At 70.0% G+C, this 25,973-nt stretch carries 21 protein-coding genes and 1 pseudogene; 11 read left to right on the top strand and 11 right to left on the bottom strand.

All coding sequences use genetic code 11. The features are described 5' to 3' along the window. Positions 1-8: 8 nt before the first annotated feature. Together cpaB and ACZ48Z_RS36130 are read right to left on the bottom strand one after the other, a co-directional pair. Positions 9-716 (bottom strand): Flp pilus assembly protein CpaB, encoded by a 708-nt coding sequence (gene cpaB, locus ACZ48Z_RS36135; protein WP_468740135.1) that lies wholly within the window; start codon positions 714-716, stop codon positions 9-11. 65 nt (positions 717-781) lie between these two features. After that, positions 782-1,690, bottom strand: coding sequence for a hypothetical protein (locus tag ACZ48Z_RS36130; protein WP_468740134.1), 909 nt, complete (start codon positions 1,688-1,690; stop codon positions 782-784). Positions 1,691-1,934: 244 nt separating this feature from the next. Between ACZ48Z_RS36130 and ACZ48Z_RS36125 the strand changes: the two genes are divergently transcribed. Further along, complete coding sequence (locus ACZ48Z_RS36125; protein WP_468740133.1) at positions 1,935-3,638, top strand: chitinase; 1,704 nt, start codon at positions 1,935-1,937, stop codon at positions 3,636-3,638. Positions 3,639-3,753: 115 nt separating this feature from the next. Here ACZ48Z_RS36125 and ACZ48Z_RS36120 read toward each other — a convergent pair whose 3' ends face one another. Beyond that, positions 3,754-4,434: a hypothetical protein gene (locus tag ACZ48Z_RS36120; protein WP_468740132.1), complete on the bottom strand. Its 681-nt coding sequence runs from the start codon at positions 4,432-4,434 to the stop codon at positions 3,754-3,756. 227 nt (positions 4,435-4,661) lie between these two features. Further along, positions 4,662-5,975 (bottom strand): Nramp family divalent metal transporter, encoded by a 1,314-nt coding sequence (locus tag ACZ48Z_RS36115; protein WP_468740131.1) that lies wholly within the window; start codon positions 5,973-5,975, stop codon positions 4,662-4,664. A gap of 242 nt (positions 5,976-6,217) precedes the next feature. Between ACZ48Z_RS36115 and ACZ48Z_RS36110 the strand changes: the two genes are divergently transcribed. Then, complete coding sequence (locus ACZ48Z_RS36110; RefSeq protein WP_468740130.1) at positions 6,218-7,549, top strand: M14 family metallopeptidase; 1,332 nt, start codon at positions 6,218-6,220, stop codon at positions 7,547-7,549. 87 nt (positions 7,550-7,636) lie between these two features. Here the strand turns inward: ACZ48Z_RS36110 and ACZ48Z_RS36105 are convergent, their stop codons facing one another. The 3 genes and pseudogenes from ACZ48Z_RS36105 to ACZ48Z_RS36095 all read right to left on the bottom strand — a co-directional run bounded on the left by ACZ48Z_RS36105 (position 7,637) and on the right by ACZ48Z_RS36095 (position 9,202). After that, the gene (locus ACZ48Z_RS36105; RefSeq protein WP_468740129.1) at positions 7,637-8,167 is read right to left on the bottom strand and encodes a hypothetical protein; all 531 of its coding nucleotides are present in this window, start codon (positions 8,165-8,167) and stop codon (positions 7,637-7,639) included. 82 nt (positions 8,168-8,249) lie between these two features. Next, positions 8,250-8,653 (bottom strand): annotated as a pseudogene (locus ACZ48Z_RS36100) (GntT/GntP/DsdX family permease); the annotation flags it as partial. A 138-nt stretch (positions 8,654-8,791) separates the two neighbouring features. Continuing rightward, positions 8,792-9,202: a RidA family protein gene (locus ACZ48Z_RS36095; RefSeq protein WP_468740128.1), complete on the bottom strand. Its 411-nt coding sequence runs from the start codon at positions 9,200-9,202 to the stop codon at positions 8,792-8,794. A gap of 225 nt (positions 9,203-9,427) precedes the next feature. On the opposite strand from ACZ48Z_RS36095, the gene ACZ48Z_RS36090 reads away from it, so the two are divergent. Next, positions 9,428-11,095, top strand: a complete 1,668-nt coding sequence (locus tag ACZ48Z_RS36090) for a nuclease/transposase family protein (RefSeq protein WP_468740127.1) — start codon at positions 9,428-9,430, stop codon at positions 11,093-11,095. Here the strand turns inward: ACZ48Z_RS36090 and ACZ48Z_RS36085 are convergent. Continuing rightward, positions 11,085-11,840: an IclR family transcriptional regulator gene (locus ACZ48Z_RS36085; RefSeq protein ID WP_468740126.1), complete on the bottom strand. Its 756-nt coding sequence runs from the start codon at positions 11,838-11,840 to the stop codon at positions 11,085-11,087. The two genes, ACZ48Z_RS36090 and ACZ48Z_RS36085, sit on opposite strands and share 11 nt — an antisense overlap. Continuing rightward, positions 11,837-12,994, bottom strand: a complete 1,158-nt coding sequence (locus tag ACZ48Z_RS36080) for a sugar kinase (protein WP_468740192.1) — start codon at positions 12,992-12,994, stop codon at positions 11,837-11,839. Before ACZ48Z_RS36080 ends, ACZ48Z_RS36085 begins: the two co-directional genes overlap by 4 nt. Before the next feature lie 148 nt (positions 12,995-13,142). On the opposite strand from ACZ48Z_RS36080, the gene ACZ48Z_RS36075 reads away from it, so the two are divergent. Both ACZ48Z_RS36075 and ACZ48Z_RS36070 read left to right on the top strand, forming a co-directional pair. Next, positions 13,143-14,459: an amino acid deaminase gene (locus ACZ48Z_RS36075; RefSeq protein ID WP_468740125.1), complete on the top strand. Its 1,317-nt coding sequence runs from the start codon at positions 13,143-13,145 to the stop codon at positions 14,457-14,459. A gap of 20 nt (positions 14,460-14,479) precedes the next feature. Further along, positions 14,480-16,090, top strand: coding sequence for an N-acyl-D-amino-acid deacylase family protein (locus ACZ48Z_RS36070; protein ID WP_468740124.1), 1,611 nt, complete (start codon positions 14,480-14,482; stop codon positions 16,088-16,090). An 18-nt stretch (positions 16,091-16,108) separates the two neighbouring features. Here the strand turns inward: ACZ48Z_RS36070 and ACZ48Z_RS36065 are convergent, their stop codons facing one another. After that, positions 16,109-16,981 carry a S1 family peptidase gene (locus ACZ48Z_RS36065; RefSeq protein ID WP_468740123.1) on the bottom strand — a complete coding sequence of 291 codons (873 nt, stop codon included), beginning with the start codon at positions 16,979-16,981 and terminating at the stop codon, positions 16,109-16,111. 189 nt (positions 16,982-17,170) lie between these two features. Between ACZ48Z_RS36065 and ACZ48Z_RS36060 the strand changes: the two genes are divergently transcribed. The 6 genes from ACZ48Z_RS36060 to ACZ48Z_RS36035 all read left to right on the top strand — a co-directional run bounded on the left by ACZ48Z_RS36060 (position 17,171) and on the right by ACZ48Z_RS36035 (position 23,614). Further along, positions 17,171-18,382, top strand: coding sequence for a pyridoxal phosphate-dependent aminotransferase (locus ACZ48Z_RS36060; protein WP_468740122.1), 1,212 nt, complete (start codon positions 17,171-17,173; stop codon positions 18,380-18,382). A 56-nt stretch (positions 18,383-18,438) separates the two neighbouring features. After that, positions 18,439-18,855, top strand: a complete 417-nt coding sequence (locus tag ACZ48Z_RS36055; RefSeq protein WP_468740121.1) for an SCO4983 family protein — start codon at positions 18,439-18,441, stop codon at positions 18,853-18,855. A 364-nt stretch (positions 18,856-19,219) separates the two neighbouring features. Then, on the top strand, positions 19,220-20,284 hold the full coding sequence (locus tag ACZ48Z_RS36050; protein WP_468740120.1) for a hypothetical protein: 1,065 nt from the start codon (positions 19,220-19,222) through the stop codon (positions 20,282-20,284). 24 nt (positions 20,285-20,308) lie between these two features. After that, positions 20,309-21,475, top strand: a complete 1,167-nt coding sequence (locus ACZ48Z_RS36045; RefSeq protein ID WP_468740191.1) for a toxic anion resistance protein — start codon at positions 20,309-20,311, stop codon at positions 21,473-21,475. After that, on the top strand, positions 21,472-23,031 hold the full coding sequence (locus ACZ48Z_RS36040; RefSeq protein ID WP_468740119.1) for a substrate-binding and vWA domain-containing protein: 1,560 nt from the start codon (positions 21,472-21,474) through the stop codon (positions 23,029-23,031). Before ACZ48Z_RS36045 ends, ACZ48Z_RS36040 begins: the two co-directional genes overlap by 4 nt. Next, positions 23,018-23,614, top strand: coding sequence for a hypothetical protein (locus tag ACZ48Z_RS36035; RefSeq protein ID WP_468740118.1), 597 nt, complete (start codon positions 23,018-23,020; stop codon positions 23,612-23,614). Before ACZ48Z_RS36040 ends, ACZ48Z_RS36035 begins: the two co-directional genes overlap by 14 nt. Before the next feature lie 223 nt (positions 23,615-23,837). On the opposite strand, the gene ACZ48Z_RS36030 is transcribed toward ACZ48Z_RS36035, so the two are convergent. Next, positions 23,838-25,661 (bottom strand): phosphoenolpyruvate carboxykinase (GTP), encoded by a 1,824-nt coding sequence (locus ACZ48Z_RS36030; protein ID WP_468740117.1) that lies wholly within the window; start codon positions 25,659-25,661, stop codon positions 23,838-23,840. Between the last annotated feature and the right edge of the window lie 312 nt (positions 25,662-25,973).

Raw genomic sequence — 25,973 nt, 5'->3', positions numbered from 1 at the left:
GCGGCCTCTCACTTGTCCTTCGCGAGTTCGTACGTGCGGTCCCGCTCGGGGACCGTGCCGGTCTCGCCGGGGGCGACCAGGGCGAGCCGGACGCGCTTGGCGAACGACTCGGCGTACGTGATGCGCTGGGCGTCGAGCGCGGAGAGCGCGAAGGTGATGGGGCGGGCCTTGGTTGCCTCACGGGTGCGTTCGTCGGCGTCGGGCTGCAGCGCGGTGAGGTCACCGACGTCGAGGATCCGGGCGTTCGTCACGATGATCTTCGACTGGTCCGGGTCGCCCTCCCGCTGTCCCTCGAAGGTGGCGTACACGTTGACCAGGGAGCCCGGTGTGATCTTGCCGGCGACTCCGGTCGCCGCGTCGATCATGATGGCGACCTCCTGCTGCCCGGGCTGGAGGGCGGGCTGGTCGACGATCATGTCGCTCTGCAGCAGGGAGCCCTGCCTGAGGGTCGTCACGGCGATCTTGCCGCGGACCTCGGCGAGGTCGGTGATCGCGTTGGCCGACAGCCAGCGCTTGGGCATCTCGGTCTTCTCGAACTGCGCCGCGGTGAGCCGGGTGTACGGCGGGATGTCCTTACTGACCTCGTACGCCGTGACCTCGGGGCCGACCTTGGACTTCGCGTCGTCGATGACGGACAGCACGCCGGCGAACGCCGCGAGGGCGCCCAGGACCGACAGGAGCAGGAGTATCACGCCGCGGCGCTGACGGGAGTTCATGAACCGTGCAACCTCGTTGGGGGGCTAGGTCGAGCGGAATCGGGGCGGGGGCGGTCCGGTACGGCTCACCCGGCGGGCAGTTGGTGCTGTCGCTGCGGTTGCAGCTGTTGGTGCTGCTGTTGCTGGGGTCCTGGCGTCACCGGTGCGATGGCCGAACAGAAGACGCAGCGGTCCCCGATGACGTCGATACCGCACCAGTGACATACGTTCTGCCGTACCGAGGTGACCAGTTGGTAAAGGACGGACAGGTCGGGCAGGAAGGCGCAGAACTCGATCAGCTTTCCGGTGCCCCACCACTCGGCGGACTCGGCGGGCAGCGGGCTCTCGCGCAGCCCCTGGACCCGCCAGGCCTTGGCCAGGTCCCCGGAGACCCAGTCGGACTGGAGCTGGCCGCGGGCGACGAGCAGCGAGGTGGCGAACTCCGGGCCGGCGAGCGTGGCGTCCGGGGCGATCCTGACGAGCTGCGGCTGGGGGTGGGCGAGCACGGCGAACTGGCTGCCCGGCACCCAGGACTTGGCGTGCGACTTGAGACCCACGGGGACCCGGTCGAGTTTCGCGACCGAGCCGAGCAGCGCGCCCGCGTGGAGGTAGTGGGTGAGCAGCCGGCCGGCCGAGGCGAGGACGCCCGGGCTGAGGTCGCAGGAGGCGAGCTGTCGCAGCTGGCGGGCCAGGACGGCGGTCGCGAGGGGCGGCAGTTCGGGGCGGAACAGGGCGATACGGTCGCTCTCCAGAAGGGATCGCACGGTGCGCAGCCGCTGGTCCACCGCAGGCGGCACGGCATGGGAGTACACGACGATCACATGGCCGTGCTGGTCGATCAGCGACTGCAACGCGCTGAGCGAGTGGTCGAGCGGCTGCCGGTCGAGGCCGTCGAGCACGACGGCGGGCAGGGTCCGCTCGTCCTGCGCCGGCAGCGCCATGTCGGCACCGGTCACTGCGATGGCAGTTGGCACGCGCAGCTCCCCGTATCCCATGCCCGGGGGTCCGACGGATCACTCCGGCGCACCCGGTCGACTTCACTGCGTGACTACCTGAGCACTGTAACCACGGCTCTGTGACCGGAGAACAGCGATTCTGTGACTTCCTGACCTGGATGACGGATCAAAAGCGGGCGATTCCTGCCCAGATGGGGCGCACTTGCCACGTGCGTGCTCCAGAGAATGGCGAGTTGCGTATACATCCTTGACAGCGGGATTGGTCTGGACCAACTCTCTTGTCATGCCCATACTCAGCAGAAAACCGGTGCGGTTCCGGACCGCCGCCGCCGTCGTCGCCACCGCCGCCGTGACGCTCGCCCTGGGGCTCGCGGGACCGGCCTCCGCCGCGGACGTCAACAACGCGAAGAACGCAGGCTTCGAGTCCGGCCTGGCCGACTGGACCTGTTCCGCGAACAGCGGTACGACCATCTCCGCACCCGTCCACGGCGGCTCGGCCGCGCTGAAGGCGACACCGGCCGGGCAGGACAACGCGCGCTGCAGCCAGACGGTCGCCGTGAAACCGAACTCGACGTACACCCTGAGCGCCTGGGTGCAGGGCGGCTACGCCTACCTGGGCGCGACCGGCACCGGCACGACGGACGTGTCGACCTGGACCCCGGACTCCGCCTCCTGGAAGCAGCTGTCGACGACCTTCACGACGGGCTCCTCGACGACCTCCGTGACGGTGTACACCCACGGCTGGTACGGACAGGCCGCCTACCTCGCGGACGACGTGTCGGTGTACGGCCCCGACGGGGGCGGCGGGTCCGGCCCCTCCCCGACGGTTCCCGGCGCCCCGGGCGGGCTGAGCGTCTCCGGTACGACCTCGTCGTCGGTCTCCCTGGCCTGGAACGCCGTGTCGGGGGCGACCGGCTACAACGTCTACCGCGCCGGTACGAAGGTCACCGCGGTGACCGGCACGTCGGCGACCGTGACCGGGCTCGCCGCGTCGACGTCGTACAGCTTCCAGGTCACGGCCGTGAACTCGGCGGGTGAGTCCGGGAAGTCGGGTGCGGTGACGGGGACGACGACCGCCACTCCGGGCGACGGGGGCGGCGCGCTGCCCAAGCACGCGGTCACCGGGTACTGGCAGAACTTCAACAACGGGGCCACGGTCCAGAAGCTGTCCGCCGTCCAGTCCCAGTACGACATCATCGCCGTCGCCTTCGCGGACGCCACGACGACTCCGGGTGCCGTCACCTTCACCCTCGACTCGGCCGGGCTCGGCGGGTACACGGTCGACCAGTTCAAGGCCGACATCAAGGCGAAGCAGGCGGCCGGGAAGAAGGTCGTCGTCTCCGTGGGCGGCCAGAACGGCACGGTCTCGGTGACCGACCCCACGTCGGCGGCGAACTTCGCGAACTCGGTGTACGCGCTGATGCAGACGTACGGCTTCGACGGCGTCGACATCGATCTGGAGAACGGGCTCAACGCCACCTATATGTCACAGGCGTTGCGATCACTGGCGGGGAAGGCGGGGAGTTCGCTGGTGCTGACGATGGCACCGCAGACGATCGACATGCAGTCGACGTCGAACGCGTACTTCCAGACCGCGCTGAACGTGAAGGACATCCTCACGGTCGTCAACATGCAGTACTACAACAGCGGTTCGATGCTCGGCTGCGACGGCAAGGTCTACTCCCAGGGCTCCGTGGACTTCCTCACCGCCCTGGCCTGCATCCAGCTGGAGGGCGGACTGGCCCCGTCCCAGGTCGGGTTGGGTCTGCCGGCGTCCACCAGCGGGGCGGGCAGCGGATACGTCTCGCCCTCCGTCGTGAACAACGCCCTGGACTGCCTGACGAAGGGAACGTCCTGCGGTTCCTTCAAGCCGTCGAAGACCTATCCGGACCTGCGTGGGGCCATGACCTGGTCGACGAACTGGGACGCGACGGCGGGCAACGCGTGGTCGGGGACGGTGGGACCGCACGTGCACGGACTGCCGTAGCCGGGGGTGGCCGTGGGGAGCCGTCGGTCAGGGCGCGGTCGGGTTGCGGCCCCGGACGACCGGCATGATCTCCCGGCCGGTGCTTCCGGGCCGCGGAGGCAGCGCACCGCCACCGTCACGTCAGTGGCCTGTAGTACCCGAGAACCGGGGCCAGTTGGGCGAACCACTGAGCCAGCTGGTCCCGGCCCTTGGCGTCCACGACGCACTCGTAGAAGCGGCTGTCGAGGTGGATGACGGCCACCATGAGGGTCTTGCCGTTGGGGCCGGCCTTGTAGTGGACGCTGCGGATCTCGTGCCAGGGGAACTCGGCGGAGTGACCGTGGTCCTCGAAGGCGACGCCCGCGGAGTCGACGACGACGGAGTTGTGCCGGTCCACAGCCATGAACTCGGGTCCGTCAGCGGGCTGCTGGGGCGGGGCCGGGGCCGTCGGATACCCGTACGGGGGCGCGCCGTACTGCGGCAGGGCGGTCGGGTGGCCGTACGGCGGAGCGGGCGGCCCGAATCCCGGAGCCACGGGGACCGGCGGGCCGAAACCGGGCGGGGCGGCGGCGACGGAGGGCTGCGGGGCCGGCGGGACGGGAGCCGGAGGGGCGAGGGGCGGCTCGGTGGGAGCTGCTGGGGCGGTGGCCGATGGAGCGGTCTCCGCTTCCGCGACAGCCGGAGGCGCCTCGCGTGGCTGGACAGTGGCCGCGGCGAGGGGCGGCTCGGTGGAGGTCGGTGGGGCGAGGACCCAGTCCGCGGGGGGCTCCTCCGCCGGGGTGGGCGGCGGTTCGGTGGGGGGCTGTGGGGTGGTCATCGGCGTCGGCCCTCGTCGGTGGTGGGGTTTTCGGTCGCCGAGGATATCCGGCCGTTCCCGCGGCCGGTGCGGGCCGGGTCCCCGGACCGCCTCCTCCCTCGACGGGGCGTTGTGTGACGCACGCGTGGGGGCTTGTCGCGCAGTTCCCCGCGCCCCATGAGGCGCCTGCTCGACCGTCACCGACTCGGTGAGGCCACAGAGCGCACTGGGCGCACCGGCGGGAGCGCCTACCCGAAGAACTCCGACCACGGCTGGTCCCAGACCTGCTTCACGCACAGGACGAGGAACAGCAGACCCGCGATCGCCAGCATCGCGTTGCTCACCGGGCCGTTGCGCCACTCCCGGGGCGTGCGCGCGGAGTTGAGGAGCCAGAGCAGGGTGCCGGCGAGGAACGGGAGGAAGGCCGCGCCCAGGACGCCGTAGAGGATGATCAGGCGGAAGGGTTCGCCCTGGAAGAGCAGGACGATGGGCGGGAAGGTCAGCCACAGCAGGTACGCGCGGAAGGGCCAGGAGCGTTCGCGCGCACCGGTGGCGACCTCCTCGCCCTTCTGCTCGCCCTGGCCCCGGAAGCGGGCCACGAAGTCCGCGAACATCAGGCTCACGCCGTGCCAGACGCCGATGAGCGAGGTGAACGACGTGGCGAAGAAGCCGATGAGGAAGAACGTTGCGGTCGCCGAGCCGTACTCGTCCTCCAGGATGTCGCTCAGCTGGATGAGCCCCTTGTCGCCGCTCGCGATCGCCACGTTGGCGGAGTGCAGCAGTTCCGCGCCGACGAAGAGCATCGCGACGACGAAGATGCCGGTGGTGATGTAGGCGACCCGGTTGTCCAGGCGCATCACCTTCATCCAGCCCGAGTTGGTCCAGCCCTTGGCGTTGACCCAGTAGCCGTACGCGGCGAGCGTGATCGTGCCGCCGACGCCGCCGATCAGGCCGAGGGTGTTGAGGACGGAGTCCTTCTCGTCGGGCAGGACGGGCAGGAGACCGGCGACGGCGTCCGGGATGTTGGGCGTGACCCTGATCGCCAGGTAGACGGTGACGACGAACATGACGCCCACCAGGACCGTCATGACCTTCTCGAAGACCGCGTACTTGTTGAACCAGACGAAGACCAGTCCCACCAACCCGCAGGCGATGGCCCACCATTCGAGGTCCATCACGTCCGGGAACAGCGCCTGGAGCGGGAGCGCGCTCGACGACATCGCCGCCGCGCCGTACACGAAGCCCCAGATCACCACGTAGACGCCGAAGAACCAGCTGGTCCAGCGGCCCAGGCCGGCCCAGCCGTCGAACAGGGTGCGGCCGGTGGACAGATGCCAGCGGCCGGCGGCCTCGGCGAGGGAGATCTTGACGAGGCAGCCGATGACCGCGGCCCACAGCAGGGTGTAGCCGAAGTTGCTGCCCGCGATGAGCGTGGCGACGAGGTCGCCGGCACCGACGCCGGTCGCGGCGACGACGATCCCCGGGCCGATGTACCGCCAACTGGACTTGCGGGGTACGGAACGTGTCTCACCGGTCACTGTGTTGTCCGTGGTGTCCGCCATGCGGGTCAAGAAACCCTAAAGAGCGGCGAGCGGCAAGAGGGCGTGCGGTGAAGGAACTCGGAGGAAAGCGGCACGGTTTCACGCCATCGCGTCTTTGTTCGCTCTTGACCTGGTCATGCCATAAGTAGACGATGTGCCGCACACCCGCACCGGCAGCACGTCCGCAGAACTCGCTGAACCACCCCCCGCTCCACTCCCCCGCTTCCGGAGATCCCGGAACCCCGGAGAACACAGGAGACTTCATGCGACTTCGCACACGCGGTTCCGGCGCCCTCGGCGGCAGACGCTACGCCGCCCTCGCCGCCGTCCTTGCCCTCGCCCTCGCGGCCCCGCTCTCCGCGAACGCCGACAGCGCCCCGAAGGCGGCCCCGAGCGCCGAGGACGTCCGCCAGTACGAGATCCACCAGCGGACGACTCCCGTCACCCGCACGGCGATCCAGCAGACCGGGGTGACCGTCGACGAGGCCGACGAGGAGACCGTCGTGGTCTCCGGGCGCGCCGACCAGATCAGGAAGCTGCGTCAACTCGGGTACGAGGTCGTCCCGTCGGGGGCGGCTCCGAACCGGGTCGCGCAGGACGAGGCCCGGCTCTACGACTTCCCCACCGCCGACGCCCGCTACCACAACTACGCCGAGACGAACGCCGAGATCGACCAGCGCCTGGCCGCCTACCCGAACATCATGAGCAAGCGGGTCATCGGCACGTCGTACCAGGGCCGGGACATCGTCGCCATCAAGATCAGCGACAACGTGGCGACCGACGAGGCCGAGCCCGAGGTGCTGTTCACCCACCACCAGCACGCCCGTGAGCACCTCACGGTGGAGATGGCGCTGTATCTGCTGCGCGAACTCGGCGCGGGCTACGGCTCCGACTCCCGGATCACCAACATGGTGAACAACCGTGAGATCTGGATCATCCCCGACCTCAACCCGGACGGCGGCGAGTACGACATCGCCAGCGGCTCGTACCGCTCGTGGCGCAAGAACCGGCAGCCCAACTCCGGTTCGTCGGCGGTCGGTACGGACCTCAACCGCAACTGGGCCTACCGGTGGGGCTGCTGCGGCGGCTCGTCCGGGTCCACGTCCTCCGAGACGTACCGGGGTCCTGCCGCCGAGTCGGCGCCCGAGGTCAAGGTCGTCGCGAACTTCGTGCGCAGCCGGGTCGTCGGCGGGGTCCAGCAGATCAAGACGAACATCGACTTCCACACGTACAGCGAACTGGTGCTGTGGCCCTTCGGGTACACGTACTCCGACACGGCGACCGGGATGACGGCCGACGACAACGCCGTGTTCAAGACGGTCGGGCAGAAGATGGCCGCGAGCAACGGGTACACGGCGGAGCAGGCCAGCGACCTGTACATCACCGACGGGTCGATCGACGACTATCTGTGGGGCACCCACCGGATCTTCTCGTACACCTTCGAGATGTACCCGTCGTCCGGTGGCGGCGGCTTCTACCCGCCCGACGAGGTGATCGAGCGGGAGACCTCGCGGAACCGGGACGCGGTGCTGCAGCTCCTGGAGAACTCCGACTGCATGTACCGGTCGATCGGGAAGCAGGCGCAGTACTGCTAGGGGCTGACGGTTGTGGGGAATCGCGGGACTGTGGTGGCTGGTCGCGCCCACGCGGCGGAGCCGCAAATAGACACAGCCCCGCGCCCCCTAGTCGGACTCCTCGGGCTCTTCTTCCTCTGTCTTCGGAGTCTCGTCCTCGAAGTACTTGTCCATGACCGCGTCGAGTTGTTCGTCCCACTCCGCGAAGTGGGACCTGGACCCCGCCTCGATCTCGATCGGGTACCAGCGGCGGTCCGGCGTGTGCACCGTGATGGTGAAGCGCTTCCCGAACCGTGGCGTCTCCGTCTCGACGGCGCCGATCTCGTCCCAACGGAACTCGCACGCCTGGTCGTCGAGAAAGAGGCGTACGCCCCGGTGGTCGGCGACGATCTTCGCGCGACGGTCGGAGGCCTCGAAGACCGGCCCGTCGGGGGCTTCCTCCTCGACGGGCTCCTCGGCGGCCCCTGAAGCGGCCTCCTCGACGGCCTCCTCGCCGGGCTCCTCCGGAGTCACCTCCGCCTCCTCCGGCTTGGCGTCCTCCGCCTCGCCGGATACAGGTGAGGTGAGCCCGGGGATGAAGGCCGGGTCGAATCCGGCGCCTTCCAGGGGCTGGCTGCTCGAACCTATGCGCTGCTCCACAGCGGGCAGTATGGTCGACGATCCTGTGCCGCACACAGCCGACCCCTACATCGTTATCGGACGCCTACATGAGCCGCACCCTTCACAGGAAGACGCTCAGCACCGCGGCCATCAGGAACCCCGCCACCGACAGCACCGTCTCCAGCACGGTCCACGTCTTCAGGGTGTCGCGTTCGCTGATGCCGAAGTACTTGGCGACCATCCAGCTGCATCCATCAGCGCACTCCGCGCGCGGGCACCGTCGTTGACGTGCGAGGCGAAGATGGAACCGGCCGAGATCGCCATGATGACGAGCGCGACGAAGGCCTGGGAGTGGTGCCCCTCGGACAGCAGCGGCGCCACGATGCCGGCCGCCGTCACGATGGCGACCGTCGCCGAGCCCTGGGCGACGCGCAGCACCACCGAGATCAGGTAGGACAGCACGATCACCGCCAGACCGACGTCGTTGAAGGTGTCCGAGAGCGCCTGGGCGACCCCCTGGCCTTGAGGACCGCATAGACCGACATGGGGGTCCTCTGCGTGAGTGCGTGCATCCGGCTTTCGGGCAGGGCGGAGCGCGGCATGACCGCCCGTGCGGGAGCCATGCCGTGTGCGTCGTGCGGGAATTGAAGAGCCGTCAGTCCGTCAGCCGAGGACGGCCAGCGTGTCGATCTCGATGAGGAGCCCGGCGGGAAGGCCGACGTAGACCGTAGTCCGGGCGGCCGGGGGCGCAGTGAGGCCCTGCTCCTCGAAGTAAGTGTTGTAAACGGCGTTCATCTCGGCGAAGTGGTCGACGTCCGTCAGATAGACGCGGATCATCATCGCGTCGTCCCAGGAGGCGCCGCCCTCCTCCAGGATCGCCTTGACGTTGGCGAGGGTCTGCAGGGTCTGCTCGCGCAGGGTGGGACCGGCGGGCGTGGGCGGCCTGCCGTCCTCCGCCGGAAGGAAGCCGACCTGCCCGGCGACCTGGAGGATGTTGCCCTTCCTGACCCCGTGGGAGAACTTCGCGGGCGGGGTGGTGTGGGTCTTCGGGGTGAGTGCGGTCTTCTCGGTCATACGGGGTCCTCGGGATCCTTCGCTGGGGTTGGGAACTGTTGCCGCTGCACTTAGCGGAAGTGACTTCTGGTGATCGTGAGTGGGTGCCTGTACTGGACGCGGTGGTTTGTCTGCGCGCCGGGAGGGTCTGCCGGCGGGGGTGTGCTGCCTGCTCTTTCGGGAGGGAACAGGAGTTCGTGGGTCGAATGGGTGACCTTTGCGGATGCTGCTCGTTGACTGCCGTGGATGGGGATCTTCGGCAGAGGGCGGGGTGTACGAGTGGGCGCACTGCGGGAGGTGGCGGCGTCGTTCGTGGTGCCTGGCCCGGCCGGGGTGGCGATCCGGGCCCGGCTGCGGGTGTCGGATGCGGACGCGGCGGTGCTTACCGAGGTCGGCGTCTCCCTGGGGTCGCTGGCGGCCGGGGATCTCGCGGAGCGCTCCCGGCAGGGGCCGGCCCATGACGCTGCGGGGTGGGCGGTACGCAAGAGGTCGCTGACGGGGAGGTCGTCGGCGCGCTGGGCGGGCAGTATCACCAAGGCCACCCATGACCAGTGGGCGCTGGCCCGGCGCGGGCAGGCCGCCCACACGGCCTGGCTGCGGAAGCAGATCGCCTCCGTCGAGGCGCGGCTGGCCCGGCCCTTGGGCGCCAAGGCCGACAAGCGCGCGGGGCTGGTCCGCGGGTATGCCTCGCGGGGCGAGTGGCATGCCAAGTCCCGCCGCCTGCAGACCCTCAAGGACCGGCTCGCGGTGGTGGAGGCGGACCGGGCTGCAGGCCGGGTGCGGGTGGTGCGTGGTGGCAAACGCCTCGCGAACACCCGCCACCACCTTGCGGCGGCCGGACTGGACGAGCACACCTGGCGGCAGCACTGGCGCGCGGAGCGGATGTTCCTGACCGCCGACGGGGAGTCCGGCAAACGCTTCGGCAACGAGACGATCCGCGTCACCGACACCGGACAGCTCTCCCTCAAGCTCCCCGCTGCGCTGGCCCACCTGGCCAACGCCCCGCACGGCCGGTATGTGCTGGACGCGGCCGTGGTGTTCAAGCACCGGGGTCAGGAGTGGCTCGACCGGGTCACCGTTAACCGGGCGGTGGCCTACCGCATCCACCACGACACGGCACGCGGCCGCTGGTATGTCACCGCGTCCTGGCAGCGGGCCGCCGCTCCCGTCCTGCCGCTTCAAGCAGCGCTGGCGCGGGGGGTGGTGGGGGTGGACATGAACGACGACCACCTCGCCGCCTGGTACCTGGATGTGCACGGCAACCCCATCGGCGAACCACAGCGGTTCTTCTACGACCTCACCGGCACCGCCCAGCACCGGGACGCGCAGATCCGGCACGCGCTGAGCAGGCTGCTGCACCACGCCCGGCGCTGCGGGGCCGCCGCGATCGCCATCGAGGACCTCGACTTCACCGACGGCACCAGCCGCGAGAAGCACGGCCGCAGCAAACGCTTCCGCCGCCTCATCTCCAGCTTCCCCACCGCGAAGCTCAGGGCCCGGCTGGTGTCGATGGCCGCCGAGCAGGACATCGCCGTCGTCGCGGTCGACCCCGCCTACACCAGCCGCTGGGGCGCCCAGCACTGGCAGAAGCCGCTCACCGCGACAACCCGCAAGATTTCCCGGCACGATGCGGCAAGCATCGCGATCGGGCGACGCGCCCTCGGACACCCGATCAGGCGACGGACGACACCGCCCCCGTCCCACCAGAGTGATGGTGCGGGGCATCGGACCGTCCAGGCCCGACCGGACACCCGCAGGCGCGAGGAAACCCGCCCCCACATTCCCGGACCGCGCACCCAATGCGCGCCGCCGGGCCGTGGAGCGAAAGCGGGCGACCAGGGTGCCCAACACCGTTCGGAGCACCCGGCTGAGCATGCGTTCTGGCAACAGGACCCACCCCCGCTCAGTCTGTAGGAACGGTTCTTCCGGAGTACTCGCCGCTGATGGCGTCCGCGACGCGGCGCACCTGCGGGAGCAGGGTGAGGAGTTCCTCGGCGGTGACGACGACGTTCGGCGCGGAGACCGACATCGCGGCCACGACCTTGCCGTCGGCGCCGCGGACGGGAGCCGCGACGCAGTTGATGGACTCCTCGTGACCACCGAGGTCGGTGGCCCAGCCCTGTTCGCGCACCCGCTCCAGTTCCTTGCGGAAGGCGAGCGCGTTGGGTGTCGAACGGGCCGTGTACAGGGGGTAGTCGAGCTTGTCGGCGAGGGTGTGGCGCTCGGCCTCGGGGAGATCGGCGAGCAGCAGTTTCGCCACGGCGGCGACGGTGATGGCGACCGGCTTGCCGATCCGGGAGTACATCCGCACCGGGTAGCGGCTCTCGACCTTGTCGATGTACAGCACCTCGCCCTCCTCGTACACGGCGAGGTGGACGGTGTGGCCGCACTGTTCGTTCAGCCGTACGAGGTGGGGGTGGGCGATCTCGCGGATGTCGAGGTTCTCCATCGCCTCCTGGGCGAGCGCGATGAGGCGGGCGCCGAGACGGTAGCGCTGGTCCGACTGGCGGTAGACCAGGCCGTGTTCGTGCAGGGTGCGGAGGAGGCGCAGCGCGGTGGACTTGTGGACGCCGAGGCGGTCGGCGACCTGGCCGAGGTCGGCGGGGCCCTCGGCGAGCAGCGGCAGGATGCTCAGCGCTCGGTCGACGGTCTGGCTCATGGGGTGTGTACCTCCTCCGGGGCCCTGTCGGCTTGCGTCCAGCCGGGGCCGAGTCGAAGTGTCCCCCACGCTTCGTCCCCGACGGCGGCGAGGCGGTCGGCGTGTGCGCGGGAGGGGGGTACCGCCAGGTCACCGGGGGCGGTGAGGGCGGCGGCGGCCCAGAGGTGGCCGTGCCTTATCCGATCCCTCATGGGGAGGTTGCGGAGGGTCGCTGACAGGAAGCCTGCAGCGAAGGCGTCACCGGCTCCGGTGGTCGCCACGACGTCGACGTCGAGGGCGGGGACGAAGGTGCCCTGCGTGGGGGTCGGCCGGGGGTGGGATTCGCTCGCCCGCGCTTGCGGGATGCCGCTCTCTGTGGGTCGGGAGCCGCCCTGCGGCACGACTGCCCGCAGCGACGGCAGCGTGTCGACTGGCGGCGCCTGGGACCCCCCTAGGGGAGCGGGGAACTGCGCGACCAGCCCACCACTGCCCGCACCCGACACGAAGGCAGTAGCCCCCACCGCCCCCTGTTTCACCACCAGCACCCCCGGCTCGGGCAGCACCGCTCGAATCGCCGCCGGACCCCCCGCAATCCCCCACGCCCCCTCCGCCTCGTCCTCCCCCACGAACACGATGTCGGCCCGCCGGGCCAGTTCCAGCAGCACCCGCGGCCCCTCGGCATCACGCCACAACCCAGCCCGGTGATTGACGTCGAAGGACACCATGGGCCGCCCCTCGCCAGGAGCGGTCAGCTCACGCAACAGCGACAGGCACGCGTCCGACAGGGCCGCCGTGATCCCCGACAGATGCAGCACCCGGGCCGCCCGCACCACGGACAGGTCCACGTTCTCGACCGACATCGCCGATGCAGCGGACCCCGCCCGGTAATACGCGACCTCGTGCGCGTCCGTCGCCCGGTCCCCCGCCGTACGGAAGTACACCCCCGTAGGCCGCGAAGGATCCCGCCCGACCGCAGAGGTATCGACCCCGTACCCCCCGACCGTCTCGACCAGGTGGTCCCCGAACCCGTCGGCCCCGACCCGGCTGACCCACCGAACCGCATGCCCGGCCGCAGCCAGCCCGCACGCCACGTTCGACTCCGCGCCCCCGATCCCCCGGTCGAAGGACGGTACGTCGGCGAGGCGGCCGGCCCGCGTGGGCAGGAAGGTGACCATGGACTCGCCGAGCGCGACGACGTCCACGACGTCGGGGGCATTCACGATGGTCGTAGCTCCTCGTCGTCCCCGGGCAGTGGCGGCTCCATTGACCCGGCGTTGGCCTGGATGTTAGACAGCAGTAAGCGTTCCACGCAATGGCCGTTGCATGCAGTGCAACACACCTGATCAGGGAGGTCCCGTGTCCCTCGGTACCGGCACCGAAGCGCTCGCCCGCCTCGCGGAGGACCGCGTCGACCACCGCTTCAAGGGCCTCCCCCCGGACGCGGACGGCCTGACCGTCGCCGAGCTGACCGCCCAGCGCCGCAACCTCTTCACCGACGGCTTCACGACCCCCGTCCTGGCCCTCTCCGCCGAGCGCCTGGAGCACAACCTCGCGCTGATGGAGCGGTACGCCACCCGTCACGGCCTCGCCTTCGCCCCGCACGGCAAGACGACCATGGCCCCCCAGCTGTTCCGGCGCCAGATCGAACACGGGGCCTGGGGCATCACCCTCGCCGTACCGCACCAGGTACGAGTCGCACGGGCGTACGGCGTCCAGCGGATCTTCCTCGCCAACGAACTCGTGGACCCGGCGGCGCTGCGCTGGATCGCCGGGGAACTGGCGGCCGACGAGGACTTCCGCTTCCTGTGCTACGTCGACTCCGTGCGCGGGGTCGAGCTGATGGACGCGGCCCTCCGGGGCGCCGCCCGCCCCCTGGACGTCGTCGTGGAACTCGCCGCCGGTGAGGGCGCCCGCACCGGTGTCCGTACGGAGGCGGAGTGCGCGGCGGTCGCCGACGCGGTGGCGGCCACCGGCACGCTGCGGCTCGTCGGCGTCGCCGGTTACGAGGGCGAGGTCCCGCGGGCGGACCCGGAGCGCGTACACGCGTGGCTGCGTCGGCTCGTGGCCCTGGCCGCCGACTTCGACAAGGCGGGACGGTTCGCCGACGCGGGCCCCGACGGGATCGTGGTCAGCGCCGGTGGCAGCGCCTGGTTCGACGCGGTCGCCGACGTGTTCGCGGAGATCCCCGAACTCTCCCTCCCCGTCGTGAAGTTGCTCCGCTCCGGGGCATACGTCTCGCACGACGACGGCCACTACCGCAAGGTGTCCCCCTTCAACCGGGTCCCCGAGGAGGGCGCCCTGGAGCCCGCGTTCCGGCTGTGGACGCAGGTCGTCTCCCGCCCCTCCCCCGGCCAGGCCTTCAGCAACGCGGGCAAGCGGGACGCGGCCTACGACCTCGACCTCCCCTTCCCCCAGGTGGTCCGCCGCGACGGCACCGAGCGCCCGGCCACCGGCATCGAGGTGACCGCCCTCTCCGACCAGCACGCCTGGCTGAGCACGACAGGGGACGCCGACCTGGAGGTGGGCGACTGGCTGGGCCTCGGCCTCTCCCACCCGTGCACGTCCTTCGACAAGTGGCAGTTGATCCCGGTGGCGGAGGCCGACGGCACGGTCGTGGAATACATCCGCACGTTCTTCTAGAAGCGCCCAGGAGGCCCGCCGTGGAGGAACTCGTCATCCGGGACGCCGACGTCGTCGACGGCAGCGGCGCCCCCTCGTACCGCGCCGACGTGGTGGTCGACGCCGGCCGGATCGTGTCCATCGTCAAGGAGGCCGCCGCCGCGGGGTGCCAACGCCCGAAAGCGCGGCGGGAGTTGGATGCCGAGGGTCTCGTCCTGTCCCCCGGTTTCATCGACATGCACGCCCACAGCGACCTGGCCCTGCTGCGCGACCCCGACCACAGCGCCAAGGCCGCGCAGGGGGTCACGCTCGAAGTCCTGGGCCAGGACGGGCTGTCGTACGCCCCGGTCGACGACCGCACCCTGGAGGAGGTCCGGCGGGCCATCACCGGCTGGAACGGCCCCGGCGACGACATCGACTTCGACTGGCGGTCGGTCGGCGAGTACCTGGACCGCCTCGACCGCGGGATCGCCGTCAACGCGGCCTATCTGATCCCCCAGGGCACGGTCCGCGCGCTCGCCGTCGGCTGGGAGGACCGCGAGGCGACTCCCCAGGAGCTCGGCCGTATGCGCGAGTTGGTCGCCGAAGGCATGGAACAGGGCGCGCTCGGCATGTCGTCCGGGCTGACCTACACGCCCGGCATGTACGCCGAGGACGCCGAACTCACCGAGCTGTGCCGGGTGGTGGCCCGGTACGGCGGCTACTACTGCCCGCACCACCGCTCCTACGGGGCGGGGGCCCTGGAGGCGTACGCGGAGATGGTCGCCCTGGCCGAGGAGGCGGGCTGCTCGCTCCATCTCGCCCACGCCACCATGAACTTCGGCGTGAACAAGGGCCGGGCGCCCGAGCTGCTGGCGCTCCTGGACGAGGCGCTTGCCTCGGGCGCCGACATCAGCCTGGACACGTATCCCTACACGCCCGGCTCCACCACCCTCGCGGCCCTGCTGCCCAGTTGGGCGGGCGAGGGCGGCCCCGAGGCCGTCCTGAAGCGGCTGGCGGACGACGACACGGCCGAGCGGATCCGGCACCACCTGGAGGAGATCGGCGCCGACGGCTGCCACGGCGTGCCCGTCGAGTGGGACACCGTCGAGATCTCGGGGGTCGGCGACCCGGCCTTCGCGGACCTCGTCGGCCGTACGGTCGCGGAGTCGGCCCGCTCCCGCGGCGAGAGCCCCTGGACGACCGCCCGCCGGCTGCTCCTCGGCGACCGGCTGGCCCCGTCGATCCTCCAGCACGTCGGCCACGAGGAGAACGTCCGGCAGATCATGTGCCACCCCGTCCACACGGGCGGTTCCGACGGCATCCTTCAGGGTGCCAAGCCGCATCCGCGGGCGTACGGCACGTTCCCGCGGTATCTCGGCACGTATGTGAGGGAGTTGGGCGTCCTCTCCCTGGAGGAGTGCGTCGCGCACCTCACCTCGCGCCCGGCGTCCCGGCTGCGGCTGCCGGACCGGGGTCTGATCCGCGAGGGGCACCGTGCCGACCTGGTCCTCTTCGACCCGGAGACGGTGGCCCCGGGCTCGACCTTCGACGACCCGCGCAGGCTCCCGACCGGCATCCCGCACGTCCTGGTCGACGGCCGGTTCGTGATCGAGGACGGCCGGCGCACGGACGTCCTGGCGGGGCGGGCGGTCCGTCGCAGTCCCATGTGACGGAACGCCCCTGTCCGCTTACGGCTTGGGCAGGGTGCAGGTGCTCGCGCTCAGGTTGAGCTGGTTGCCCGTGGTGAAGCAGGCGGGGATGTTGTAGATCTCCTGGGCGTAGTTGATGCCCTCGCGGACGGTGACGTTGCCGCTCGCGTCGACCTCGCACGGGTTGTTCTCCGTGCAGCGCTCACCGTCCTCGTTGCCGGTGTTGTTGACGGCGACGACCTTGCCGGTGGCCTGGTCGATGACCGGCGAACCCGAGGTGCCGCCGATGGTCTGGCAGGCGGAGGTGTAACGGACCGAGTCCTTCCAGGTCCAGTCGCCCTCCTTCAGGCGGTACGCGAACCCGTCGATGCTGCAGTTGTAGAGGGTCTTCCAGTAGCCGGAGGCCACGGTGATGGCGGTCCCGGCGGTCGGGTGCGTGTCCGCCACGGTGAGCGGGCTGATCCCGTACGAGCTCTTGATCGCCGCGTAGGTGCTGGTGAGCTGGTAGATCGACACGTCCGTGTCGGTCATCGTCCCGTAGGCCAGCTTGCTGGCGCGCAGGGTGGCGACCCGGGTGCCGGCGGAGTTGAGCAGGCCGAAGGTCCGGGTGGAGGACTGGTTGGTGAGCACCTCGCCCGGCTCCGGGAAGCCGGTGCTGAGGCAGTGCCCGTTGCTGAGGACCAGCGCCGGGGCGGTGTCCAGGGAGTTGGGGAAGCGGATGACCGACCCGGAACAGTTGCTGAGCGCGACGGTCCCGGCGAGCGTGACGGCCTGCAGCGTGGGCGACGCGGCCTTGGCCGAGGCAGCCGTGGCACTGCCCTTGTCCGCGGGCGCGGGGGCCGCGACCGCGGGCGCCGCACCCGCTCCGGCGATCACCAGGGCGAGCAGTGCGGCGGCGAGAGGCTTTTTCATGTGGGGGTCCTCTACATGACGAGGGTGACCGGAGATCTTCCGGCCACCCGCTGTTTTGTCATGTGCATCTTCAACGTAAGGAAGGTCGAGGACAAGCGGTCATTTCCAGCCACCCCCGCCTCCGGCGCGCCGTCCCACGTGGTGGAAAACACGAGCCGCGACGCGTTACCGGGCCGTAAGCTCCCAGTCATGCAGGTGATCCAGTCGACCAAGCTCGCCAACGTCTGTTACGAGATCCGGGGCCCGGTCCTCGAGGAGGCGATGCGCCTGGAAGCGGCAGGGCACCGCATCCTCAAGCTGAACACGGGCAACCCCGCGGCCTTCGGGTTCGAGGCGCCGCCGGAGATCCTGGAGGACGTCCTCCGCAACGTCTCGACGGCACACGGGTACGGCGACGCGAAGGGCCTGCTCGCCGCGCGGCGGGCCGTCGTCATGCACAACCAGACCATCGGCATCGAGACGGACGTCGAGCACGTCTTCATCGGCAACGGCGTCTCCGAGCTGATCGCGATGGCCATGCAGGGCCTGCTCGACGACGGCGACGAGGTCCTCGTACCGGCCCCCGACTACCCGCTGTGGACGGCCGCGGTCTCCCTTTCCGGCGGTACGGCCGTGCACTACCGCTGCGACGAGCAGTCGGACTGGATGCCCGACCTCGCGGACGTGGAGCGCAAGGTCACCGACCGCACCAAGGCGATCGTCATCATCAACCCCAACAACCCCACGGGCGCGGTGTACGACGAGACCATGCTCAAGGGGCTGACCGACATCGCCCGCCGGCACAACCTGCTGGTCTGCTCGGACGAGATCTACGACAAGATCCTCTACGACGGCGCCACGCACACCCCGACGGCATCGATCGCCCCGGACCTGCTGACCCTCACCTTCAACGGCATGTCGAAGGCATACCGGGTGGCCGGATACCGGGTGGGCTGGATGTCGATCTCCGGCCCGCGCGCGCACGCCGACTCCTATATCGAGGGCCTCACCGTCCTGGCCAACATGCGCCTGTGCGCGAACATGCCGGGACAGCACGGAGTGGTCGCCGCGCTCAGCGGACGCCAGTCGATCAACGACCTGGTCCTGCCGGGCGGACGGCTCGTCGAGCAGCGGGACATCGCCTACGAGCTGCTGACCCAGATCCCCGGTGTGAGCTGCGTGAAGCCGAAGGGGGCGCTGTATCTCTTCCCTCGGCTCGACCCCAAGGTCTTCAAGATCAAGGACGACCGGCGGATGGTCCTGGACCTGCTGCGACAGGAGAAGATCATGGTCGTCCAGGGCTCCGGCTTCAACTGGCCCGAGCCCGATCACTTCCGGGTGGTGACCCTGCCGACGGCCGGGGACCTGCGCGATGCGGTGGGACGGATCGCGAACTTCCTGGACGGGTACGGGCAGCCGTAGAACTTTAGACGAAATCCAAGCTAGGATGGTTTCCTGACAGCACAGGAGGCCATCCCATGTACGAACCGATCCGCACCAAGTCGGTCCACAGCACGATGGCCGACGCCCCCACCGACTTTCCCCACCGCTCCCGTGAGGAAGAGCTGGACATCCAGCTCGCGGGTCATTTGGCGGCGCTGCTGGCAGTCACCGACGAGCTGCGTGGGGCTTCGCCTTCGGCCGAGCTGGACACCGCAGCCGAACGCCTCGCCGAGCAGGTGACCCGGCTCCGGGGAGGCGGCACACCGGCCAGGTCCCCTCTCGCTGTCGCCGACCCGCGCCTCGCGGCACTGCACGAGCGTGCGCATGCCCTCGCCGGGCGGGCGCTGGTGGTCGCGGCATCCCGTGCGGACACGGCAGCGGCGATTTTGGCGGCCGAGCGTATGGACGCGCACACGGCAGCCATCGAGCCCAGGGAACTCACCTCCCACTGACGGCTCCCCTCCGACGGCCCCGGTCCGCGCGCACCCACAGCGACGTGCGGACCGGGTGCCACAGCACTGCGTTGGCTTGAGCCGGGGCGCCTGATCGCCGTAGGGGTTGATGCCGTCCGGCGGGTGCGGGTTCGTCGTGGCTTGTCGCGCCGTTCCCCGCGCCCCTGAAGGGGCGCTGACCCTTGGCCGTGTTGATCCGGTGACCCGGGCGCCTGTTCGCCGTAGTGCTTCGTGGCTTGTCGCGCAGTTCCCCGCGCCCCTGAAGGGGCGCTGACCCTTGGCGTGTTGATCCGGGACCGGTACTACACCTCCTGTTCACCCCGTTCGCCGGGGAATGTTGGGTTCCGGGAGCACTCTCCACAGCGTGAGACGAATCGCAGGAATCGTCCTCGCGGTTCTGCTGATCGGTGGCGTGGTGGCCGCCGTCGTAGCGGGCCGGGAAGCGGACGACAGGAGCACGGCAACGAAGACCGTGCGCGCAGTGATCGGATCGGAGAAGGCCGAGTTCTTCGCCGATCCCGACGTGGTGAAGGCCCTCGCCGCCAAGGGCTACACCGTGAAGGCCGAGACCTCGGGGTCCTGGGCCATGGAGGGCCTCGACCTCAAGGGGTACGACTTCGCCTTCCCCTCCAGCCAGGCCCCGGCCACCGAGCTCGCCGCGAAGTACAAGGTACGGGGGACCCTCCCCCGCCCCTTCTACTCGCCCCTCGTCGTCGTGGCGCACAAGAGCGCCGCCGGGGTGCTCGCGGGCAACGGCCTGGCCACGCTGGACGCCGAGCACCGCGGCACGCTGAGGATGGCCGCGTTTCTCGACGCGGCCCGCGCGGACCGGACCTGGCAGCAGCTCAGGGGCGCGAGCAAGTACGGGGAGCTCACCGGCACCCTCTACCTCTCCAGCACCGACCCGGAGACCTCCAGCTCCGGCGCCCTCTACCTCGCCGCCGCCTCCTACGTGGCCAACGGCGGCAAGGTCATCGCGAGCGACGCGGAGGTCAGGAGGACGACTCCGCTGCTGCACAAGCTCGTCAGCGTGCAGGGTGCCCAGCAGTCCAGCACGGACGCGGCCTTCCGGGACTTCGTCAGCGGCGCCGGCAATCCGCTGGTCCTGGTCTACGAGTCCCAGGTCGCCTCGCTCCTCGCGGACGGGCAGCGCCCCGACGACCTGGTCGTCCTCTACCCGGACACCACGGTCAACAGCGACCACACGGTCGTACCGCTCACCGACGACGGCCAGGCCCTCGCCGGGCTCCTGTCCACCGACCCGCGGTTGCGGACGCTGGAGGTCCGGCACGGGTTCCGTCCGCAGGGCGAGGCCACCGAGTTCGCCTCGGCCACCACCTACCTCAAGCAGGAACTGACCGGCGTCCGCCAGGCGCCCGTGCCCACCTCCGCGGTGCTGCACGAGCTGGCGCGACGGGCGCGCGGATAACGGGGGGCACCACCGATGACATTCATGAACGACGACGACACCTTCACCCTCACCCCGCCCGAGCCCGTGGCCGCCGTGCCGCGGGACAAGGCCGGCGGGCTCGTTCCCGTCGACGAGTCCGTCCGGACGGACATGGCGCGCAAGGCCTCCGCGTACGTCGGAGAACTCGCCGCCCTGGACGCCCGCTCACCCCAGTTCGCCGGCAAGGTCGGGGAGATCACCGGTCTCGGCGCGGGCGAGATGCGCAGTGCCGCCGCGCAGTCCAACCGCATGCTGGAGCGGACGGTGCGCAGTCTGCCGGACAAGGGCGGCGACGCCCAGTCCCAGGTGGCCGGATCGCTCGTCGAACTGCGGCGCGTGGTCGAGGACCTGGACCCCCGGGACCTGCCGGCCTCCAAGGGCCGCAAGTTCCTGTCCCGGCTGCCCGGCGGCAACAGACTGCGCGACCACGTCGCCAAGTACGCCTCCGCGCAGGGCACGTTGAACAGGATCGTCGGCTCGCTGCGCGGCGGCCAGGACGAACTCCGCCGCGACAACGCCGCGTTGCAGACCGAGCGGGTCCGCCTGTGGGAGACCATGGGCAAGCTCCAGGAGTACGTCGTGCTGACCGAGGCGCTGGACACGGCCGTCGAGCAGCACATCACCGCCGTCCCGGACCACCAGGCCGCCGACACTCTCCGCGCCGACGTGCTCTTCCCCGTCCGGCAGAAGCACCAGGACCTGCTCACCCAGCTCGCGGTGTGCGCGCAGGGCTACCTCGCCATGGACGTCGTACGCCGCAACAACGAGGAGCTGATCAAGGGCGTCGACCGGGCGGCCACGACCACGGTGTCGGCGCTGCGCATCTCCGTGATGCTGGCCTCCGCGCTCGACAACCAGAAGAAGGTCATCGAGCAGGTCAACGCCCTGCGCGGGACGACCGAGGACCTGATCCGGGGCAACGCCGAGATGCTGGCGACGCAGAGCGGGGAGATCCAGCGGATCGCGGCGGACCCGGCGGTCGGCGCCGAGACCCTGCGCTCCGCCTTCCAGCAGATCTGCCGGACCCTCGACGCGATCGACACCTACAAGGTCCAGGCGACCGAGGTGATGGCGGCGACCGTGGAATCGCTGACCTCCGAACTCCAGCACGCCAGCGGGTACTTGGAGCGCAGCCGCGCCCAGGGTGCCCTGGAAGGGGGTCTGGGATGAGACGACACGCACTCGCAGTCTGCCTGGCGGCCCTCGGTCTGCTCACCGCCTGTACGACACAGAAGAGCCCGGCCGTCGACGTCTCGACGTTCGGCGTACCCGGGCCCGCCGAACCGGGCACGCTCCGCGTCCTTGCCTCCAGTGAGCTGAGCGACATGACCCCGGTCCTCGACCAGGTCGAGAAGGACACCGGCGTCAAGGTGAAGCTGAACCCCATCGGCACCCTCGACGCCGTGGACATGCTGGCGGAGGGGAAGACCGACGGGCAGTACGACGCCCTGTGGCTGTCCTCGAACGACTACCTCCGGCTGCGCCCCGACGCGGCGAGGAGGGTGGTGTCGGAGACTCCCGTCATGACCAGCCCGGTCGCCGTCGGGGTGAGGTCCGCGACGGTGAGGGCGCTCGGCTGGAAGCCCGAGGACGTCACCTGGTCCCAGGTCGAACAGGCCGTCCGGGACGGGAAGCTGACGTACGGCATGACGGACCCGGCCCGCTCCAACTCCGGTTTCTCCACGCTGGTCTCGGTGGCCTCCGCGCTCTCCGGCGCCCAGTCCGCGCTCACCGACGCGGACGTCGCCAAGGCCACGCCCCGGCTGAAGGAGTTCTTCGAGGGCCAGAAGCTGACCTCGGGTTCCTCGGGCTGGCTGGCCGCGGCCTACGACCGGCGCGGCGACGTGGACGCCCTGCTCAACTACGAGTCCGTCCTCAAGGGCATCCCTGGCCTGACCGTGATCCGCCCCCGCGACGGCGTGATCACCGCCGACTACCCGGTCACCTCGCTCAGGTCGACGAGCGCGCGGACCCGCGAGGACGTCCGCCGTCTGACGGAGGACCTGCGCACCGAGAAGATCCAGCGGCTGATCACCGCGCGCACCCACCGCCGCCCGGTCGTCGCCACGGTCCCGCCGGCGAGCGGCCTGGACACGACCCGACGCCGTGAACTGCCCTTCCCGGGAACGCGTTCCGTGGCCGACGGTCTGCTCGACGCCTACGAGAACGAACTGCGCCGCCCCTCCCGGACCGTGTACGTCCTGGACACCTCGGGCTCGATGAAGGGCGACCGCCTGGACCGTCTGAAGACGGCACTCGCCGACCTCACCGGCGACTTCCGCGAGCGCGAACAGGTCACGTTGATGCCGTTCGGGTCGCAGGTGAAGGACGTACGCACACACGTGGTCGACCCGGCGGATCCGCGGACCGGCCTGAACGCCATCCGCGAGGACGCCGAGGGGCTCTCCGCCGACGGCGGCACCGCGATCTACACCTCGCTGGAGAAGGCGTACGGCCATCTCGGCGCCGACGGCGACACGTTCACGTCGATCGTGCTGATGACGGACGGCGAGAACACGGAGGGCGCCGGTGCCCGGGACTTCGACGGCTTCTACCGGGACCGCCTGACCCCCGCCGCGCAGCGGATCCCGGTCTTCCCCATCCTCTTCGGCGACTCCGACCGCTCCGAACTGGCCCATATCGCCGACCTGACCGGCGGCCGCCTCTTCGACGCCCGGCAGGGCTCGCTGGACGGCGCCTTCGAGGAGATCCGTGGCTATCAGTGAGTACCTGGAGTCCCGCAAGAACATCGCGGGCAGTGCGTGCGGCCTCGTGGGGCTGGCGCTGACCTTCACGGGGGTGGCTGGCCCGTACTGGCCGGTGGTCGTGGCCGGACTGTACGGCGCGGGTGCGCTGATCGCCCCGCCGGAGCGGCCCCCGGTGCCGGACTTCCCCGACCCGTCGGCCCAGCTCGACGAGGTGCGGGGTGACTTCGAGACACTGCGGGTGTACCTGACGGACATCGACCTGTCGGTCACGGCCGCCGCCCGCCTGCGCGAACTCACCGAGCTTCTGACGGCGTTGCTCGACCAGGGCTGGAGCAAGGAGCTGCTGGCCCACGATCCGGAGGGCGTGCACTCTCTCTCCCGTATCGTCCGGCGCGACCTGCCCGAGGCGGTCGACAGCTTCGTCCGCACGAGGTGGTGGACGCGGATGACGCCGGGCACGGAATCCCCGGAACTCCACCTGGAGCAACAGCTGGGCCTCATGCGGAAGGACGCCGAGCACCTGGCGGCGGCCCTGAGGGAGACGGAGGCCCGCAGGCAGCAGACCCACACCCGCTACCTGGAGGAACGCTCGGGTCAGTGAGGGGCGCGGGGAGGGCGCGGGGAGTGGCGCGGGGGACGACTCGGGGAACGGCGAAGGCCCGTCCCCACCGGACTTCCCGTCGGGGCGGACGGGAAAAAGTGAGGACAGGCCCAGGACCGCACACGCCGTTGTGTGCGGCCTCGCCGTACTGATACCGCGGCCGGCCGTGACGATATTGCTGGTCAGGGCGCGATCGGAGCCGGCCGCGGCGTCTTGGGGGGCGTCAGCCCAGGCGCTGCACCAGCGCGTGGTACTCGTCCCACAGCTCCTTGGGCGTGTGGTCGCCGAAGGTGTTGAGGTGGCCGGGGACCAGGGAGGCCTCGTCCCTCCACACCTCCTTGTCGACGGTGAGCAGGAACTCCAGGTCGGCGTCGGCCAGTTCGAGTCCCTTGGTGTCGAGGGCGTCCTTGGTCGGCAGGACACCGATCGGCGTCTCGACGCCCTCGGCCTTACCCTCCAGCCGCTCCACGATCCACTTCAGGACGCGGCTGTTCTCGCCGAAGCCGGGCCAGACGAACTTGCCCGCGTCGTTCTTGCGGAACCAGTTGACGTAGTAGATCTTCGGCAGCTTCGACTGGTCCCTGCCCTTGGCCACGTCGACCCAGTGCCCCATGTAGTCGCCCATGTTGTAGCCGCAGAACGGCAGCATGGCGAAGGGGTCGCGGCGCAGCTCGCCGACCTTGCCCTCGGCGGCGGCGGTCTTCTCGGAGGCCACGTTGGCACCGAGGAAGACGCCGTGGTTCCAGTCGAAGGACTCCGTCACCAGCGGCACCGCGCTCGCGCGCCGCCCGCCGAAGAGGATCGCCGAGATCGGCACGCCCTTGGGGTCCTCCCACTCGGGCGCGATGATCGGGCACTGCGCGGCGGGGGTGGTGAAGCGGGCGTTGGGGTGGGCGGCCGGCGTCTCGCTGCCGGGCGTCCAGTCGTTGCCCTTCCAGTCGGTGAGGTGCGCCGGAGTCTCCTCCGTCATCCCCTCCCACCAGACGTCGCCGTCGTCCGTCAGCGCCACGTTGGTGAAGACGGAGTTGCCCCACAGCGTCTTCATCGCGTTGGCGTTGGTGTGCTCGCCGGTGCCGGGCGCGACACCGAAGAAGCCGGCCTCGGGGTTGATCGCGTACAGCCGTCCGTCCTCGCCGAACCGCATCCAGGCGATGTCGTCGCCGATCGTCTCGACGGTCCAGCCGGAGATGGTGGGCTCCAGCATGGCGAGGTTGGTCTTGCCGCAGGCGGACGGGAAGGCGGCGGCGACGTACTTCGACTCGCCCTGCGGCGGGGTGAGCTTGAGGATCAGCATGTGCTCGGCGAGCCAGCCCTCGTCGCGGGCCATCACCGAGGCGATGCGCAGGGCGTAGCACTTCTTGCCGAGCAGGGCGTTGCCGCCGTAGCCGGAGCCGTAGGACCAGATCTCGCGGCTCTCGGGGAAGTGCGAGATGTACTTGGTGGAGTTGCACGGCCACGGCACGTCCGCCTCGCCCTCGGCCAGCGGCGCTCCGAGCGTGTGCACAGCACGCACGAAGAATCCGTCGGTACCGAGTTCGTCGAGGACGGGCTGTCCCATGCGGGTCATGGTGCGCATGGAGACCGCGACGTAGGCGGAGTCGGTGATCTCGACGCCGATCGCGGAGAGGTCCGAGCCGAGGGGGCCCATGCAGAACGGGACGACGTACATCGTCCGGCCCTTCATCGAGCCGCGGAAGACGCCTTTCTCACCGGCGAAGATCTCCCGCATCTCGCCGGGGTCCTTCCAGTGGTTGGTGGGCCCGGCGTCCTCCTCCTTCTCGGAGCAGATGAAGGTGCGGTCCTCGACGCGCGCGACGTCGGTCGGGTCGGAGGCCGCGTAGTAGGAGTTGGGGCGCTTGATCGGGTCGAGCTTCTTGAAGGTGCCGTTCGCTACGAGCTCCCCGCACAGGCGCTCGTACTCCGCTTCGGATCCGTCACACCAGACCACGCTGTCCGGCTGGGTCAGTTCGGCGATCTCGTTCACCCACGAGATCAGTTCCTTGTGCTGGGTGGGAATGACGGGGGGAGCCGCGATGTCGCGCGCCACGATTGCTCCTAGATGAGGGATTTTTTGTTTGGAGGCCCCGTGGGGGCTGCGACCCGGATGCTTTTCGTGCCTTTTGGTGGTGACCTTGGCGCTCATCCGGTGTCGACCGCACTCATTTGATCATCCGACCGTTGCGCCCATCTGTCCAGAGGGCATGACAGATGAGCGGAGTGAGGATCGCCACGCTCTCTTTGGGCACAGCGTGTTTATTTGCGTGCACCTAGGGTTCGGCTGACCGTCTCTTTACAGATCATCTCGCGTGAGACGATGGCCACTCTCAGCCGCTCGCCAAGCCGTACTCACGCGTAACCT

The sequence above is a fragment of the Streptomyces sp. NPDC031225 genome (genome assembly GCF_055570355.1).
The sequence above is the reverse complement of the archived record's forward strand: the minus strand, read 5'-3'. Positions and strand labels throughout refer to the sequence as shown.

Coding starts and splice junctions, on each gene's coding strand:
- ACZ48Z_RS36040 (WP_468740119.1), top strand. CDS start 21,472: ATGAGACGACACGCACTCGCAGTCTGCCTGGCGGCCCTCGGTCTGCTC.
- cpaB (WP_468740135.1), bottom strand. CDS start 716: ATGAACTCCCGTCAGCGCCGCGGCGTGATACTCCTGCTCCTGTCGGTC.
- ACZ48Z_RS36045 (WP_468740191.1), top strand. CDS start 20,309: ATGAACGACGACGACACCTTCACCCTCACCCCGCCCGAGCCCGTGGCC.
- ACZ48Z_RS36055 (WP_468740121.1), top strand. CDS start 18,439: ATGTACGAACCGATCCGCACCAAGTCGGTCCACAGCACGATGGCCGAC.
- ACZ48Z_RS36060 (WP_468740122.1), top strand. CDS start 17,171: ATGCAGGTGATCCAGTCGACCAAGCTCGCCAACGTCTGTTACGAGATC.
- ACZ48Z_RS36125 (WP_468740133.1), top strand. CDS start 1,935: ATGCCCATACTCAGCAGAAAACCGGTGCGGTTCCGGACCGCCGCCGCC.
- ACZ48Z_RS36090 (WP_468740127.1), top strand. CDS start 9,428: ATGGGGATCTTCGGCAGAGGGCGGGGTGTACGAGTGGGCGCACTGCGG.
- ACZ48Z_RS36110 (WP_468740130.1), top strand. CDS start 6,218: ATGCGACTTCGCACACGCGGTTCCGGCGCCCTCGGCGGCAGACGCTAC.
- ACZ48Z_RS36075 (WP_468740125.1), top strand. CDS start 13,143: ATGCAGTGCAACACACCTGATCAGGGAGGTCCCGTGTCCCTCGGTACC.
- ACZ48Z_RS36095 (WP_468740128.1), bottom strand. CDS start 9,202: ATGACCGAGAAGACCGCACTCACCCCGAAGACCCACACCACCCCGCCC.
- ACZ48Z_RS36120 (WP_468740132.1), bottom strand. CDS start 4,434: ATGACCACCCCACAGCCCCCCACCGAACCGCCGCCCACCCCGGCGGAG.
- ACZ48Z_RS36130 (WP_468740134.1), bottom strand. CDS start 1,690: ATGGGATACGGGGAGCTGCGCGTGCCAACTGCCATCGCAGTGACCGGT.
- ACZ48Z_RS36080 (WP_468740192.1), bottom strand. CDS start 12,994: ATGGTCACCTTCCTGCCCACGCGGGCCGGCCGCCTCGCCGACGTACCG.
- ACZ48Z_RS36065 (WP_468740123.1), bottom strand. CDS start 16,981: ATGAAAAAGCCTCTCGCCGCCGCACTGCTCGCCCTGGTGATCGCCGGA.
- ACZ48Z_RS36115 (WP_468740131.1), bottom strand. CDS start 5,975: ATGGCGGACACCACGGACAACACAGTGACCGGTGAGACACGTTCCGTA.
- ACZ48Z_RS36085 (WP_468740126.1), bottom strand. CDS start 11,840: ATGAGCCAGACCGTCGACCGAGCGCTGAGCATCCTGCCGCTGCTCGCC.